The sequence below is a fragment of the Rhizocola hellebori genome (assembly GCF_016862955.1).
Lineage (GTDB): Bacteria > Actinomycetota > Actinomycetes > Mycobacteriales > Micromonosporaceae > Rhizocola > Rhizocola hellebori.
In genome coordinates this window covers 68,670-83,717 of sequence record NZ_BONY01000032.1, presented here as the reverse complement: position 1 = coordinate 83,717, position 15,048 = coordinate 68,670, and the positions used below count along the sequence as shown (strand labels likewise).

Below are 15,048 nucleotides of genomic sequence, written 5' to 3'. Positions count from 1 at the left end.
GGTTACTGATGGAGCACGAGCTTCGCCGTTCCGGTGGCCGCCCCTGACGGATCGACGATGATGGTGTAGGTGCCGGTCACCGGCAGGCTCACCTTCGCCAGGTCGCCCTTGCCGTTGATGACACAACCGGAGCGCAGCTGCTTGCCGTCCGGGTCGAGCAGCCGCAGCGGCGAACATTGGTCGGGCAGCGTCGATTCAGTGACGTCGAGGGTTACCGATGTCCCTGCGGTGGCGCTGAACTGGTACCGAAGCGCCAATCCGGGCTGGGTCACGTTCGCGATCACCGGCTGGCCGCCCAAGGCAATGGCCGAAGTTTGATCCTTGGCCGCGAAAAGCCGGATCTGGGCCGTACCGATGCTCCGCACCTGGGGGTCGACAACAACGGTGTAGCTGCCATCGGCGGGTAAAACCGTGCCCTCGATGTCACCCGAGCCGTTGATGACACAGCCCGAGGCAAGCACCCTGTCCGCCGGGTCGCGCAGCTGAAGCGGCGAACATTGGTCGGGCAGGCTGCTTTCGGGCACATCGACGAAGACCCGCTGCCCCGCGACACCGGCGAACCGGTAGCGGGCAACCGATCCCGGCTGCTCGATCGTCACCGACATCGCGGCGCCATTGGGCGCGATGTCGGTGTTTGTGTCCTTGGCGAGGTAGACCCGTAACGTGGCCCTTCCCACGGTCACGGCCGGGTCGATCAGCACCGTGTATTCGCCATCGGCCGGCAGCTCGGTGCGGTCGATGTGGCCGATTCCATTGATATTGCAGCCACTGTTGAGATACTTGCCGGCCGGATCCAGGAGCCGGTAGGGCGAGCATCGATCGAGCATCGTCGGTGCGATCGCATCGACGAACACCGCCTGCCCGGTGCGCCCGGCGAAGGTGAGCCGAGCGCCGGTGCCGGCCGCGAGCGTAGCGGTGGCGAGGGGAGCCGCGCTGATCGGCGCCGCTTGCGGCGGAGCGATCCGCTCGGTGCCGAGACTGCCGACGGCGAATTCGGGCCGCCCGCTCACCGCGACATCGAAGACACACTCCAGGAATTGCCAGGTGTCGGTCACCCCGGCCCAGCGGCAGATCTCCTCCGCCTGGGCGCGCCTGGAGACGTCGAGATCGCTTATGCCCAAAGGCTTTTGCGGGTACTGACGATCGGTGAACGTTTCGGTGCTCTGGCCGGATGCGTAGGTGAACAGCGACTCGCCCTGCTTGATCCGCCAACTGTCCGCATAGGAGGGATAGAGCTTGTCGAAGGAAATCGGCCGGGCCAGCGCGCTGCCGCCCAGCGGTGCAATGTCGTTTTCCGGATCGCCGTCGAAGTTGCCAAGCAGGCCTTGCACTTTGCCCGCCCGGCCCGCCGCGAGCCGAAGCAGAAGGCGATATCCGTAGTTGCCGATCTGGTCCACCGCGGCCGCCGAACCGTCGGGCCATTGCACGTCATAGCCGTCCGCCGAGCTGAGGTCGGATTCGCGCCGGGTGAGCTTGCCGCCGCCGGGCAGCGCCTTATCGCCGGGCGGCACAACCAGGAGCTCGCCGCCAAGCCGTACCTGGGTTACGCCCTGGACAAGCGACAGATCAATTTTCTGGGTACCAAGCCGAAAGCCCACGGCCGAATTGATCGACACCGTCTTCGAGCTGCCCAACGGCGCCTGCCGGGCCTGCACCTCCAACGGATCCCCCGAGGTCGATCGGGCCACCACGAATTCGCCCACCGCCTGGAAGTCGTAGTAGGCGCGGTCGAACGTGACCAGATGCGGGTCGCCATTGGTGCTGCCGCACTGGTTCTTGCCCGCACCCTCGCAAAGCTTCACCGGACCCTTGGCGGGCGGTGTTTTCTTCTTGGGCTTCTTGCAGTCCTCCAAACTCTTCGGCAGGTCCTTGCCGTCATACTTCTTGCGCGGCGGCAGCCCTTTCGCCGTGCGGTACTTGTTTTCGGTGAAGGTCGCCTTCACCTCGGCCGTCTTGATGCCGGTGTCGCCACAGTCGCCTTTGGGCACGCTGTCCTTGGAGATGTCATCGGCGTGACTCAGCTCGTGATACAGCGCCGAGCACGGATCCCGCGCCACATCACCCTCGTAGTTCTCAAGGTTGACTGGATTCCAGGTGATGGTGGAGGAGCCCTTCCCGGCCGGGCTCAAGGGCGTCTCGAAGGTGTCCGAGCCGCCGGTGGTCGGGATGATCCTCACCTTGGGCGTCTTCGGGTCCTTGAGCCGGCTCATGATTCCAGCCGGGTCGCCGCCGGATGCGGAGAACTTCGCGAAGCACGCGTCAACCTCCGCCTTGAAGTCCACGCCGTCGACGGGGAGCCCGGCGGTCGGGTCGACCTCGTAGTCGGCGAAAGCGGGCCGCCCGGTGGCCCCGCCCACGGCTACCAGAGCGACAAGCATCAGCACCGCGGCCGCGGATGCGCGATGTTTTCTGCGCAGCAGCAGCACGACCACGAGCCCGAGCACCAGCAGCAGTACCGCCGCGGCGACCACGATCCAGAGCCAGGGCCGCTGATCCTGCGCCTCGCCGACGGTGAAGCTCACCGTCTTGGACTCGGTCACGCCCGGACACGCCCCGGCAACCGGTGGCGCCGCATAGCTGAGGGTGACCTCGTACCGGCCGGGTTCGCCGATCGGCCACAGCGCGTCCATCCCGGTGCCGTCCGGGACCGCGGTCACCGAGCGCAGCACCGTGCCCTCCTGAACCCGCAACCCGACCAGCGGCACCTCCACGGCCGACTGCGGCTTCGCCTCCGTCATCCGCGACGCGATGGCGCTGTTGATGCCGTCCTCGTAGAAACTGCGGCTGAGCACGGGGGAGAGGTCCTGCCCGTCGCGGCGCACCGACAACACCTGCACGGTGCCTTCGGCCGTCTTCGCCAGGCGGCACCCGGTACCACCATTATTGGTTATGGTCAATGTCAGACGGGCCGGCTCATTCGCGCCGTAGGCAGAGCGGGCGGACTTCAGCTCCAGCGATAGACCGCCCTCGGCCTGGCCCGCGAGTGCAGCCTGCGGCCATGTCACCATCAGCATCGTCAATACGGCGGCACTGGCGGCCACCCGAGCAACCCAACGCATGGCCGGACTCTAGGGGGCGGGTGCGGCCACTCCCATGAACTGTCGCTCACCCGTCGGTGCATCGGCATTAGCCGATCATGGAATTAACTTCGTCCGAACTGGACGGTCATCGTCACGAAACGAAAACGATTGTATGCAATCGTATTCATCAGCGGTTACATTGCCATCGGCCCGGGTCACATCACCCCGGTCCACTCGACACAGAGGAGCGTGGCAATGAGGACCCGTCCCAGGTGGCCCGCCCTGGCGGCCACAGCGGCGCTGATGCTCGCAGCCGCCGCCTGCAGCCAGGAGGAAGCACCGCCCACGGCCGGCGAAGGGCCGGCCGCGACCACGACATGTGCCAGCAAGGGCGACCTGACCATGTGGGAGCGCTCGGGTGGCAACAAGCAGATGGTGGACATGCTCGTCGAGGCGTGGAACACCAAGAACCCCGACTGCAAGATCAAACTGACCTACATCCCCCACACGGAAATGGTGGGAAAGATCGCCCAGGGAATCGCGTCCGGCGAGGTCCCCGATCTGATGGGCATGGATCTGATCTACGCACCGCAGTTCGAGAAGGCGCAGCAGCTGGTCGACCTCACCGACCGGTTGAAGGATTGGTCAGAGCTCAAGACGGCCAGCAAGGGCCACATGACGGTGGCGACCTACCAGAACCGGCTCTTCGGTGTCCCGCTCTACGCTGACGTCTCCGCGCTCTTCTACAACAAAGACCTGTTCAGCCGCGCCGGTCTCGATCCGACCAAACCACCGACCAGCCTTGGTGAGCTGCGCAGCTACGCCGACAAGATCTCCGCCCTGGGCGGGGACATCAAGGGCTACTACCTGCCGGGCAACTGCGCCGGCTGCAACATCTTCACCGTCGGTCCCCTGATGTGGGCGTCCGGTGCCAAGATCGAAGCCGCCGGGCCGGGCGACGAGCCGCTCGTAGGCGACGGCGTCAAGCAGGTGCTCCAATTCACCCGCGACATGGTCAAGTCCGGCAATGTGCACGCCGGTGACCGGACAGAGAACGGCGAGACGTTCCACCTGCAGTTCGGTTCTGGCAAGGTGGGCATGATGGGCACCGGCAACTTCAACATCACCCTTGCCCGCGAGCAAAACCCCACGATGAAATTCGGCATCGCTCTGCTTCCCGGGATGGCGCCGAACTCGTCGGCCTCCTTCATCGGCGGCGACCTGGTGGTCGTGCCGAAGGGCAGCAAGCGGGTCAACGACGCGGTCAACGTGATGAAGTTCCTGCTCTCGGATGAGGTTCAGGTCGAGGTCTACGCCAAGGCGCTCAACCTCACCACCCGCAGTGACATGGTCGATAACAAGTACTTCAAAGCCGAGCCGCTGGTGCAGGACGTGGCCAAGGCTCTGACCGTCGGAAGAACGCCCTATACGTTGACCTTCTTCGAGCAGATCAACTCGCCGCAGGGTCCGTGGCTGAAGCTGCTGCAACGGGCTTACTACAGCGAAGACAATCTCGACACCGTCATCGCCGACGGCAAGAAGGAGATGAAAGCCATCGCGGCTCAGTCCTAGGGTCGCCCAGCAAGATGAGCGCTCGTCGTGTCCACCGGGCCCATCGCCCGGTGGACACCAAAGTTGACGGAGGTGTCGTGCGCAGAAACCGGCGCAGCGCCGTGGTCGGGTTCGCCTACCTGGCACCGGCTCTGGTCTTCGTCCTGGTCTTCACGGCCTACCCGCTGGGCCAGATGGCATGGATGTCGTTGCACAACTGGTCCCTGATCACGCCGCCCAGGTTCGTGGGCCTGGACAACTATGAGCGGGCGTTCAAGGACACCCAGTTCTGGGTCTCGTTCCGGTTCACCCTCTGGTACACCGCGCTCATCACGCCGGTGCTCATCATCGGCGGATACCTTCTCGCGCTCCTCACGTCACAGAACTCCTTGCTGCGCAAGGTAACCCGCACAGTGGTCTTCATCCCGGTGGTGATCGGGCTGGGGGTGTCGAGCCTGCTCTGGTACTGGCTTTTCAGCACCGACTTCGGTCTGGTGAACCGGGTCCTGCTCGATCTGGGCTGGATCTCCAAACCGGTGCTGTGGCTGGGCGTGGATGCCGACGTCTCCAACGCCGCCATCATCGCCTCGGTGGTGTGGAAGGTCATCGGTTTCGGGATGATCCTGTTTGTCGGGGCCATTCAAGCGATCCCCACCGACATCACCGAAGCCGCTCAGGTAGATGGGGCCAGCTATCGGCAGCGGGTCACCCGCGTCATCCTGCCGCTGACCATGCGCACGGTGCTGCTGGTCACCCTGGTCAGTGTGATCGGCTCACTGCTCGCCTTCGACCAGTTCTACATCATGACCGCCGGGCAGCCCCAGAACGAAACGGCGACCTCGGTTTTCTACGTGTACCTGAACTCGTTCCCCTACCTCAAGCTCGGCTATGGAGCGGCTCTGTCGATGATTCTCGCGGCCTTCATCCTGGTGTTCACGGTATTCCAGTTGCTGCTCACCCGCCGGAGCCATGCATGAGCGCCGTGCGCACAGGCACCGGGCGAAGCCGTTACCTGGTCGGCGCGATCTGCATCATCATTTGCACGGTCATGTTGCTGCCGTTGCTGATGTCTGTCCTGGCCTCGCTCAAGCCGACCGTGGAGGCAGCCGCCTCGCCTCCCACCTACCTGCCGCACCGGTTCAGCTTCGACAGCTATGAGCGCCTTTGGACCTATCAGCAGGGGCTGCCCGCCTATCTGGCCAACAGCTTTGGCACCGCCCTGCTGGCGATCGGCCTGACCCTCCTGCTGACCGTGCCCGCCGCCTATGCGCTCGCCCGCTTTCCCATTCCGGGCAAGGAAGTCATCTTCGTCGTCCTGCTGCTCGCGCTCATCATTCCCTACCAGGCGCTGCTGACCCCGATGTTCCTCATGTTCGCCAAGATGGGGCTGACCAATTCGCTGCTCGGTCTGGCCATCCTGCACACCGCGATCCAGCTGCCGTTCAGCCTCTACATCCTGCGCAACAGCTTCAACGCGGTGCCGCCGGAGCTGGAGGAGGCGGCCATTGTGGACGGTGCTACCTCATTTCAGGCACTGCGCTGGATATTCATCCCGTCGACGGTGCCGGCCATCGTCACCGTCGCCCTGTTCAGCTTCATCATGTCGTGGAACGAGTTTCTCGGCGCGCTGGTCCTGATGAGCCGAAGCTCGAAGTTCACGCTGCCCCTGATCCTGGCCACCTCCCGGACCGAGACCAGCCTTGGCGGTACCGACTGGGGAATGCTGCAGGCCGGGATCACCATCTCGATCATCCCGTGCGTCCTTGTCTATTTGCTTCTCCAGAGGTACTACGTGTCTGGCTTGATGAGCGGAGCCGTGAAATGAGCATCGGTAACGTGTGGCCTTCGCCGGCGGCGCAAACCGCGCTGCGGCCGATCACTGCGTCCAATGTGGAAATCGTCGGCGGGTTCTGGGCCGAGCGGCAGCTGATCAACCGTCGCAGCACCATTCTGCACGGCTTCGAGCAGCTCCAGCAGAGCGGATCGCTCGGCAATCTGCGGCTCGCCGCGGGCGGCCAGGGCCAGTACCAGGCGGAGGCCGACTCCGGCGGAACCACGTTGCCGTTCCTCGACTCCGACGTCTACAAGTGGCTTGAGGCGGTGGGCTGGGAGCTCGGCCGCGGCCACGATCCGGCGCTGGCCGCCGCCGCGGACGAGGCGATCGCCGTGGTGGCCGCCGCTCAGCGTCCCGACGGTTACATCAACAGCTTCGTCCAGGTGGTACGTGGCGGGGCCCCCTACCGCGATCTGGCTTGGGGGCACGAGTTCTACTGCGTGGGCCACCTGACGCAAGCGGCGGTCGCCTGGCACCGCAGCCTGGGCGACGACCGGTTGCTCGCCATCGCGGTGGCCGCGTGCGACCACATCGACCGCGAGTTCGGCCCGTCCGGACGCCCCGGCGTGGACGGGCATCCGTGCATAGAGATGGCGTTGGTCGAGCTGACCCGGGTCACCGGCGACAAACGCTACTTGCGTCTTGCTGAGCGGATGCTCAGCCTGCGCGGCCACGGGCTGATCGGCCCCGGGCGATTCGGGCCGGAGTACTGGCAGGACCACGAGCCGGTCAACGTGGCCCAAACCGTTGCGGGTCATGCCGTTCGACAGCTCTATCTGGACTGCGGGGCGGTCGACGTCGCGGTGGAGTCGGGCGATCGGGAGCTGCTGGCTGCGGTGCGGCGGCGCTGGAGCGATCTGATGGCGACCAAGACCTACCTCACCGGCGGCATGGGCAGCCGACACCGTGACGAAGCCTTTGGCGATGCCTATGAGCTTCCGCCGGACCGCGCCTACACCGAAACGTGTGCGGCCATCGCGAGTGTCATGCTGGCATGGCGGCTGTTGCTGGCGACCGGCGACTCCGGCTACGCCGACGCCATCGAGCGGGCCATGTTCAACGGGGTCCTGTCCGGGATCTCGCTGACCGGTGACGAATTCTTCTACACCAATCCCTTGCAGCGCCGCACCCACCGCGCCGGGCGGCCCGGTGACGCGGAGCGCGCGCCCTGGTACGCGTGCGCCTGCTGCCCGCCCAACCTCATGCGGCTGCTCAGCTCGTGGCACCAGTTCCTCGCCACCAGCGATGCCGCCGGGGTTCAGATCCACCAATACGCCAACGCCACCATCCGCGCCGATCTCGCCGTGGGCACGGTAGAGCTGGAAGTCCAGACCGGCTATCCCTGGCAGGGGCAGGTCACCGTCCGGGTAGTTCAATCGCCGGAAGAGCCGTGGGTGCTTTCGCTGCGGTTGCCGCAGTGGAGCCGCTCGCCGCAAACCCAGCCGGTCGCGCTCTACACGCAGAGGTGGCAGGCGGGCGACACCGTGGTCCTCGACCTCGACCTGTCGATTCGCGTCACCGAGCCCGACCGGCGGGTCGACGCCGTGCGCGGATGTGTCGCCCTGGAACGCGGGCCGCTGGTCTACTGCGTCGAATCCGCCGACATCCCCGGCGGCACGCAGCTGGAGGATCTGAAGTTCGACAGTGAACGCGAGCCTGTCGAGCTGGCTCGCCCAGACATCGCGCCATCGGTGACAGGGATCAGTCTTCCGGTCATCGACGCGGGCGGCGGCGGCCATCTCGAAGCGGGGGCCATCCCTTATTTCGCTTGGGCCAACCGGAAGGTGGACGCGATGCGGGTATGGATCCCGCGATGACTTTCCTCAGCGCGGCGGCGGCGCCGTCGAGTCACGGACGATGAGCGAGGGTTCAAAGACCTCAAGGGTCGGCTGGCGCGCCGCGCCAACGGAGTCACGGGCCAAGGCAACCGCGTGGGCGACGGCGTGGCCGACGATCTCGGAGATCGGCATGCGCAGTGTGGTCAGCGCCGGCACCGTGTGGGCGGCGATGAGAATGTCGTCGAAACCCACCACCGAAAGCTTCTCGGGGACGGTGGCGCCGAGGCTGTGCGCGGCGTGCAGCACCCCGACGGCGACCAGGTCGGTGGAGGTGACGACCGCGGTCGGCGGCTGCGGGATCTCCATCAGCCGCCGCAGCGCCGCGTCGCCGCCGGCGAGCGTGTTCGGGCAGTGCTCCAGATATCCCGGTGGGACAGCTCCGAATCGGTCGCGCATGAAGTCGAGGTAGGCGTTCTCCCGCACCCGATAGCCGCCGGGCAGCTCGCCGCTGACGAAGGCGATGCGGCGGTGCCCCAACGATTCCAGGTGCCCCAGCCCGGCCCAGATGCCGGCCCGGTCGTCGGCATCGACGGTCGGAAACTCCCGTGGGCTCGTCCCCGGCCAGAGCGCCACGACCGGCACCATCGAGTGACGCAGGTCTGCCAGCAGCTGCGGATGCTCCTGCATATCGCCAAGCAGGACAACGGCATCGGTGTGCCGGGTCTCCAGGGCGGCGGTCAGCGACACCACATCTTCCTTGCGGCCCGGGGCGTGGCTCAGCACCACGTTGTAGCCGCGCGCCATGGACTCGGCCACCAGCGCCTCGATCGCCCCGGCGAAGAAGGGGTCGCTGAAGTCGCGCACCACGGCCCCGATCAGGTTGGTGGACGCGCCGCGCAACCCGCGCGCCAACGGATTCGGGCGGTAACCGAGGGCTTGGGCGGTTTCCAGCACCCGCTGCCGGGTTTGCGGCGCGATGGGGACGGTGGTCGCCACGCCGCTGAGCACGCGCGACACCGTGCTCTGCGACACCGCCGCGACCGCCGCGATATCGCGCATGGTCGGCACGGGCCGCTTGTCGGGGGGCGATTGGTTGTCACGCATCGAGGCAAGGCTAGCACCTTAATGCAGGCATACGATTTCACGCCGAGGATCGCTGCGCACCACGACGATCAAGTCCAGACCGGACACGCCCACGTGTGGGGTGATTGTCCACATAGACCGATTCGGTCGCGCCGCTCCGGCCATACATGTTTATGGATGCCATGCTCGGCCGGAGTCTTCTGATTTGGGCGGGATGCCGGTAGAATCAAACGTTGAAACGTTTCAATAGCTCTATGGAGTCTGAATGAAACATCGACACCTGGCGAGCATGTGGATAGCTGTGCTCGTCGCCATCAACCCGACCGCCGCCTATGCCGAGCCGGCCCACCACCATCCCGACGTGATCCAGCTTGAGCGTCTCGATCGCGGGCTCGTCGCCGCGACCACGGCCCAAGGGGTCTTCCTCAGCTGGCGGCTGCTTGGCAACGAAGTCAGCGGCCACACCGGCACCGGCATGGCCGGACCGGCCTTTCACGTCTACCGCAACGACCAGCGCATCGCGACCGTCACCGACAGCACCAACTATCTCGACACAGCAAGCGTTCCCGGCGCGCGTTACCGCGTCGTCCCGGTCGGCAAGGGCGGCGGCTCGCACTCCAGCGCCAAGGTCTCACCCTGGCCGGCGGACCACTACGATCTGCCGTTGCGCAAGCCACCGGACGGGGTGACCCCGGTTGGTGAGGCCTACACCTACTCCGCCAACGACATGAGCGTTGGCGACGTCGACGGCGACGGCCAGTACGAGTACATCGTCAAATGGGATCCGTCCAACTCCAAGGACGTGTCCCAGGTCGGCTACACCGGGCCGGTCTTCATCGACACCTACCGCCTCGACGGCACCCTGCTGCACCGCATCGACCTCGGCGTCAACGTGCGCGCCGGAGCCCACTACACGCAGTTCCTCGTCTACGACTTCGACGGGGACGGGCGCAGCGAGATGATGTTCAAGACCGCACCCGGTACCAAGATAATCAGATATGACAGGGAAGGCGGCATCGTCTCCGAGAAGTACATCACGATGCCGAAAGAGGACGTGCAGGCCGGTTTCTCGCACACCGATGACTATCGCCTCAGCCGGTCCGGCTACCACGCACATCTCGTCGAGATGTTCCGCGGCTGGCAGGCGCACCCGGAAGTCGTTGCGGGGCACTGGCCCGCGACGCTGGAGCAGGCCTTCGGCATCGCGCCTCAATACTCCTATCCGCTGTCGGAAGCGGACGCGACTGCTCTCGTGGACTACTTCATCGATGTCTACGCGCCCAGCCGTAGCGCCCGCAATGCCTTGCGGCTGTTCGAGGGCTTCATCGTGGACGGGCCGGAGTATCTGACCGTTTTCGACGGGCGCAGCGGCAGGGAGCTGCAGACCATCCCCTACAAGCCGGGTCGCGAGGACGACGGGCTGATGTGGGGAGACTATGCGCTGTCGCGCATCGAGCCGGGTAACCGGGTGGACCGGTTCCTGGCCGCTGTGGCCTATTTGGATGGCCGCCGCCCGTCAGCGGTTTTCGCCCGCGGCTACTACACGCGCACCACCCTGATCGCCTATCGCTGGGACGGCAGGCGGCTGCAGGAACAGTGGTTCGTCGACAGCGGCTGGACGCCGATGACGAACCCGTTCAACGACGGCCCGCACGGCCGCAACGGCACCGACCCGCAGTTCGGGACCATCACCACGCAGGGCGCGCACTCCATGAGCGTGGCGGATGTGGACGCCGACGGTAAACAGGAAATCGTCTACGGCGGGGCGACCATCGACAACGACGGAAGCCTGCTCTACAGCTCGTTCGCTCTGATGCCACCGCAAAGCGCCCAGCCCGGAACCATGGCCCGGGTCGGGCACGGCGACGCGTTGCATGTCGGTGACATCGACCCCAACCGTCCCGGCCTCGAGATCTACATGGTGCATGAGGGTGGCACCTTCGCGCCCTACGGCCATGCGATGCGCGATGCCCGTACCGGTGAAGTCTTGTTCGGCGGGTACAGCGGCCGCGACACCGGACGAGGCATGGTCGGCGATATTCTGCCCGGCGAGCCGGGGCTGGAAGCGTGGGCAGTCACCGGCTTGGGCCTGTGGACCGCCGACGGAAGGTCGCTCGGCACCACCATTCCCGGCACCAACCAGAGCATCCGCTGGGCCGCCGACATGACCACCCAGGTCGTCAATGGCGCAGCCGCCACCGTGGTGGAAACCCCCCGAATCGAAGACTGGCTCCGCGGGACTCTGCTCACCGCAGAAGGCACGCTGGCCAACAACTTCACGAAGGGCAACCCCTCGCTCGTGGCGGACATCTTCGGTGATTGGCGCGAGGAACTGTTGCTGCGCACCGTGGACAGCACCGCTATCCGCATCTATCTGAGCACGGAGCTCACCGACCGCAAGCTCTACACGCTGATGCACGACCCCCAGTACCGGGTGGAGGTGGCACGCCAGCAGACCGCCTACAACCAGCCGGCCTACCCGAGTTTCTACCTGGGCTCGGACCTCGACTGGGCCCGTGTGCCGGTGCCCCGCTTGTGGACACCATGATCAAAATTTTTTAGTGCGGGAGGGGGGACTTGAACCCCCACGCCCGAAGGCACCAGATCCTAAGTCTGGCGCGTCTGCCATTCCGCCACTCCCGCAACGCCATGAAGTCTAAAGCCTGGGCCGGGGATCATGAACCCGGCCCAGCGGCCAACCCTGCTCAGTCGAGGCCGAGGTCGCGCCGGAGCTTGGCGACGTGCCCGGTGGCCTTGACGTTGTAGAAGGCGTGTTCGATTTTTCCGGTTTCGTCGATGACGAAAGTGGATCGTATGACGCCCATCACGGTCTTGCCGTAGTTCTTCTTCTCGCCGTAGGCGCCATAGGCCGTGAGCACGCTTTTGTCCTCGTCGGAGACGAGCGGGAAGGTGATCGCATCGCGCTCCACAAATTTTGCCAGCTTTTCCGGCTTGTCGGGAGAGATGCCCACCACGGCGTACCCGGCGGCGGTCAGCGAGGCGAGGGAATCTCGAAAGTCGCAGGCCTGGGTGGTGCAGCCCGGCGTCATGGCGGCCGGATAGGCGTAAAGGATGACCTTCTTGCCCTTGAGATCGGCAAGGCCGAGCTTGGTGCCTTCTGCGGTGGGGAGTTTCCAGGTTGGGGCCTTTGCCCCAGGTTCAAGCCTCATACTTCTCGACCTTACTCAAACCTTGTTGCAAGTTATGTGCAGTAAGGCAATGATGGCCGGGTGAACGTCGCCATGCATATCAGCAACGGAATCATCAACGGGCCGGTGTCGCTGGCCTATGCGGGAGTCGCAGTTGCCCTGCTAGCGCTCTGTTTGAACCGCTCGCGACAGGATCTTTCTGATCGACTAGCGCCGATGGCCGGATTGGTGGCGGCCTTCATCTTCGCCGTCCAGATGCTGAATTTTCCCGTTCTGCCCGGGGTCAGCGGTCACCTGCTGGGCGGTGCGCTGGCGGCGACCTTGGTCGGGCCATGGGTGGGCGCGCTCTGCGTCTCGGTGGTCCTGATCGTCCAAGCGCTGATCTTCGCCGACGGCGGATTGTCGGCCCTCGGTCTTAACATCACCAACATGGCTCTGCTGGGCACCGCGGTTGGCTACCTTGTGGTGGTCGGGCTGATGAAGCTGTTGCCGCGCAGTGCTTTTGGCGTTGGCGCGGCGGTGTTCGCCGCCTCGGTCGTCAGCGTCGTGATCGCGTCGCAAGGCTTTGTCCTGCAATACGCGCTGGGCGGAGAGGTGCCGCTGACCATCGGCTTTGGCGAGATCTCGGCCGTGATGGGCGGGGTGCACGCGCTCATCGGCCTGGGTGAGGGCACGATCGCCGCGCTTGCGGTGGTGGCGGTCGCCAAGGTGCGCCCCGACCTGGTCTACGCCCTGCGCGGCGAAAGGCTCGACGGTCACGCTCAGGCCAGCCCGAAGCGCCTGGTGGTGGCGGGCCTGCTCACGGCGGCGGTGCTGGCGGGCGGCGTCAGCTACTTCGCTTCCAGCGCGCCCGACGGTCTCGACGCGACCACCCTGCGCGGCTGCACCGTCAACGCGGCGGGGGAGATCACCGGCGGCAGCTGCATCGCGCAGAGCCAGGGCGAGCACGAGCTGTCCGGCGGCCTGCTCGCCGACTACGGCATCAACGGCGTCGAGGGCACCACGGGCATCGCGGGCATCATCGGGGTCGCGGTGACCTTCGCCGTCGGTCTGGCGATCTTCCAGATCGTGCGGCGACGAAGGAAGGCGCGAGTCTGATGGGGGCAGGGCATGCGCACGCCATGTACGTGCACCAGCACTCCGCTGTGCACCACCTGGCACCCGAGACGAAGATAGCCGCGGCGCTGGCCTTCACGATCATCGTGGTGGCCACGCCGCGCGAAGGCCTTCTCGCCTTCGGCGCGTATGCCGTGCTGATAGCCGCGATCGCGGTGCTGGCGCGGGTTCCGGCGCTATGGCTGGCCAAGCGAAGCCTGATCGAGATCCCGTTCGTGGCCACCGCCCTGCTGCTGCCGTTCTTCGCGGCCGGACCCAAGGTCTCCGTCCTTGGCCTTCAGGTGGCGCAGGAGGGCCTGTGGGGCGGCTGGAACATTCTCGTCAAAGGCACCCTGGGCGTGCTCATCGCGCTGCTGCTGGCCGCGACCACCCCGGCCCGCGACATCATGACGGGCCTCGATCGGTTGCGGCTGCCGCAGGCGATCACCCAGATAGCCATGTTCATGCTGCGCTACCTCGAAGTCCTCGCCGATGAGGCGCGACGGATGCGCATCGCCAGAATGTCCAGGTTGGACGATCCCCGTTTCCTCTGGCAGGTCAAGGGTTTCGCCACTGGTTTGGGCACGCTGTTCCTGCGTGCTTTCGAGCGAGGCGAGCGGGTCTACCTGGCAATGCGCTCGCGCGGATACACCGGCCGTCTACCCGCCGCTTTGCAGGCCGACAACGTCGCCAATACCAGGCAATGGATGACAGTCGCACTACTACCCGCCGTGGCCTTAGCGTTTCTCATCCTTTGGGGGCTCCAGTGAAAGCGCTCGAAATCAGTGACCTTCACTACTCCTACCCCGACGGACATGAAGCGCTGCAAGGCGTGGATCTGCACATCGGGGCGGGGGAGCGGGTCGCGCTCCTCGGCCCCAACGGTGCCGGGAAGACCACGCTCGTCCTCCACCTCAACGGCATCCTGCCCCCGGCTTCAGCCGCGAACATGCGCGGTGTCAGGGGCACTGTCGCGGTGGGCGGTAAGAAGATCGAGCCGAAAGACCGGGCGGGCCTGGCCGAGATCCGCCGCCGGGTCGGTCTCGTCTTCCAGGATCCCGACGATCAGCTGTTCCTCCCGACGGTGGGAGAAGATGTCGCCTTCGGCCCGGCCAACCTCGGTCTGCGCGGCGAGGAGCTGGCCGCCGCGGTGGACGAGGCGCTGGCCGCGGTGGGCATGAGCGACGTGAAACACCGTGCGCCCCACCATCTTTCGCTCGGGCAGCGACGCCGGGTCGCGGTGGCGACGGTCCTGGCGATGAAGCCGGAGCTGCTCGTGCTCGACGAGCCGTCGTCCAACCTAGACCCGCAGGCCCGCCGGGAGCTGGCCGAGATCCTGCTGAGCCTGCCGGTGACCATGCTCATGGTGACCCACGATCTGCCCTACGCGGCACAGCTTTGTCAGCGCGCGGTCGTGCTCGACGAGGGCCGCATCGTCGCCGACGGGCCAATCCTGGAGATCCTCGCCGACACCCAGCTGCTCGCCAAGCATCGGCTGGAGCTTCCCTACGGTTTCGCCGTCCCAGTCTGAGGCTGGC

General features: G+C 65.8%; 11 protein-coding genes, 1 tRNA gene and 1 pseudogene. 9 read left to right on the top strand and 4 right to left on the bottom strand.

What is annotated here, in order from left to right; all coding sequences use genetic code 11:
- Nucleotides 1–2: 2 nt before the first annotated feature.
- Complete coding sequence (locus tag Rhe02_RS25195; RefSeq protein ID WP_203910814.1) at nt 3–3,059, bottom strand: VWD domain-containing protein; 3,057 nt, start codon at nt 3,057–3,059, stop codon at nt 3–5.
- Between the two features lie 216 nt (nt 3,060–3,275).
- On the opposite strand from Rhe02_RS25195, the gene Rhe02_RS25190 reads away from it, so the two are divergent.
- From Rhe02_RS25190 to Rhe02_RS25175, 4 genes are all read left to right on the top strand, one after another.
- A complete protein-coding gene (locus Rhe02_RS25190; protein ID WP_239124038.1) occupies nt 3,276–4,592 on the top strand; it encodes an ABC transporter substrate-binding protein in 1,317 nt (438 codons plus the stop codon).
- A gap of 77 nt (nt 4,593–4,669) precedes the next feature.
- Nucleotides 4,670–5,548, top strand: coding sequence for a carbohydrate ABC transporter permease (locus Rhe02_RS25185; RefSeq protein ID WP_203910813.1), 879 nt, complete (start codon nt 4,670–4,672; stop codon nt 5,546–5,548).
- Nucleotides 5,545–6,396 (top strand): carbohydrate ABC transporter permease, encoded by an 852-nt coding sequence (locus Rhe02_RS25180; RefSeq protein ID WP_203910812.1) that lies wholly within the window; start codon nt 5,545–5,547, stop codon nt 6,394–6,396. The genes Rhe02_RS25185 and Rhe02_RS25180 overlap by 4 nt, the downstream gene beginning before the upstream one ends.
- Entirely contained in the window at nt 6,393–8,222 is a 1,830-nt protein-coding gene (locus Rhe02_RS25175; protein ID WP_203910811.1) for a glycoside hydrolase family 127 protein, read from the top strand. The genes Rhe02_RS25180 and Rhe02_RS25175 overlap by 4 nt, the downstream gene beginning before the upstream one ends.
- A 6-nt stretch (nt 8,223–8,228) precedes the next feature.
- Here Rhe02_RS25175 and Rhe02_RS25170 read toward each other — a convergent pair whose 3' ends face one another.
- Nucleotides 8,229–9,287 carry a LacI family DNA-binding transcriptional regulator gene (locus tag Rhe02_RS25170; protein WP_203910810.1) on the bottom strand — a complete coding sequence of 353 codons (1,059 nt, stop codon included), beginning with the start codon at nt 9,285–9,287 and terminating at the stop codon, nt 8,229–8,231.
- 244 nt (nt 9,288–9,531) lie between these two features.
- On the opposite strand from Rhe02_RS25170, the gene Rhe02_RS25165 reads away from it, so the two are divergent.
- Nucleotides 9,532–11,814: a rhamnogalacturonan lyase gene (locus tag Rhe02_RS25165; RefSeq protein ID WP_203910809.1), complete on the top strand. Its 2,283-nt coding sequence runs from the start codon at nt 9,532–9,534 to the stop codon at nt 11,812–11,814.
- 14 nt (nt 11,815–11,828) lie between these two features.
- On the opposite strand, the gene Rhe02_RS25160 is transcribed toward Rhe02_RS25165, so the two are convergent.
- Both Rhe02_RS25160 and bcp read right to left on the bottom strand, forming a co-directional pair.
- Nucleotides 11,829–11,909 (bottom strand) — tRNA-Leu (locus Rhe02_RS25160).
- Nucleotides 11,910–11,971: 62 nt separating this feature from the next.
- Entirely contained in the window at nt 11,972–12,436 is a 465-nt protein-coding gene (bcp, locus tag Rhe02_RS25155; protein WP_203910808.1) for a thioredoxin-dependent thiol peroxidase, read from the bottom strand.
- A gap of 72 nt (nt 12,437–12,508) precedes the next feature.
- Between bcp and Rhe02_RS25150 the strand changes: the two are divergent.
- From Rhe02_RS25150 to Rhe02_RS25140, 4 genes and pseudogenes are all read left to right on the top strand, one after another.
- A pseudogene (locus tag Rhe02_RS25150) lies at nt 12,509–13,162 on the top strand (energy-coupling factor ABC transporter permease); the annotation flags it as partial.
- A gap of 36 nt (nt 13,163–13,198) precedes the next feature.
- A complete protein-coding gene (locus Rhe02_RS49985) occupies nt 13,199–13,513 on the top strand; it encodes a PDGLE domain-containing protein (RefSeq protein ID WP_239124043.1) in 315 nt (104 codons plus the stop codon).
- Nucleotides 13,513–14,280: a cobalt ECF transporter T component CbiQ gene (cbiQ, locus tag Rhe02_RS25145; protein WP_203910807.1), complete on the top strand. Its 768-nt coding sequence runs from the start codon at nt 13,513–13,515 to the stop codon at nt 14,278–14,280. Before Rhe02_RS49985 ends, cbiQ begins: the two co-directional genes overlap by 1 nt.
- On the top strand, nt 14,277–15,041 hold the full coding sequence (locus Rhe02_RS25140; protein WP_239124037.1) for an energy-coupling factor ABC transporter ATP-binding protein: 765 nt from the start codon (nt 14,277–14,279) through the stop codon (nt 15,039–15,041). The genes cbiQ and Rhe02_RS25140 overlap by 4 nt, the downstream gene beginning before the upstream one ends.
- The last annotated feature ends 7 nt before the right edge of the window (nt 15,042–15,048 follow it).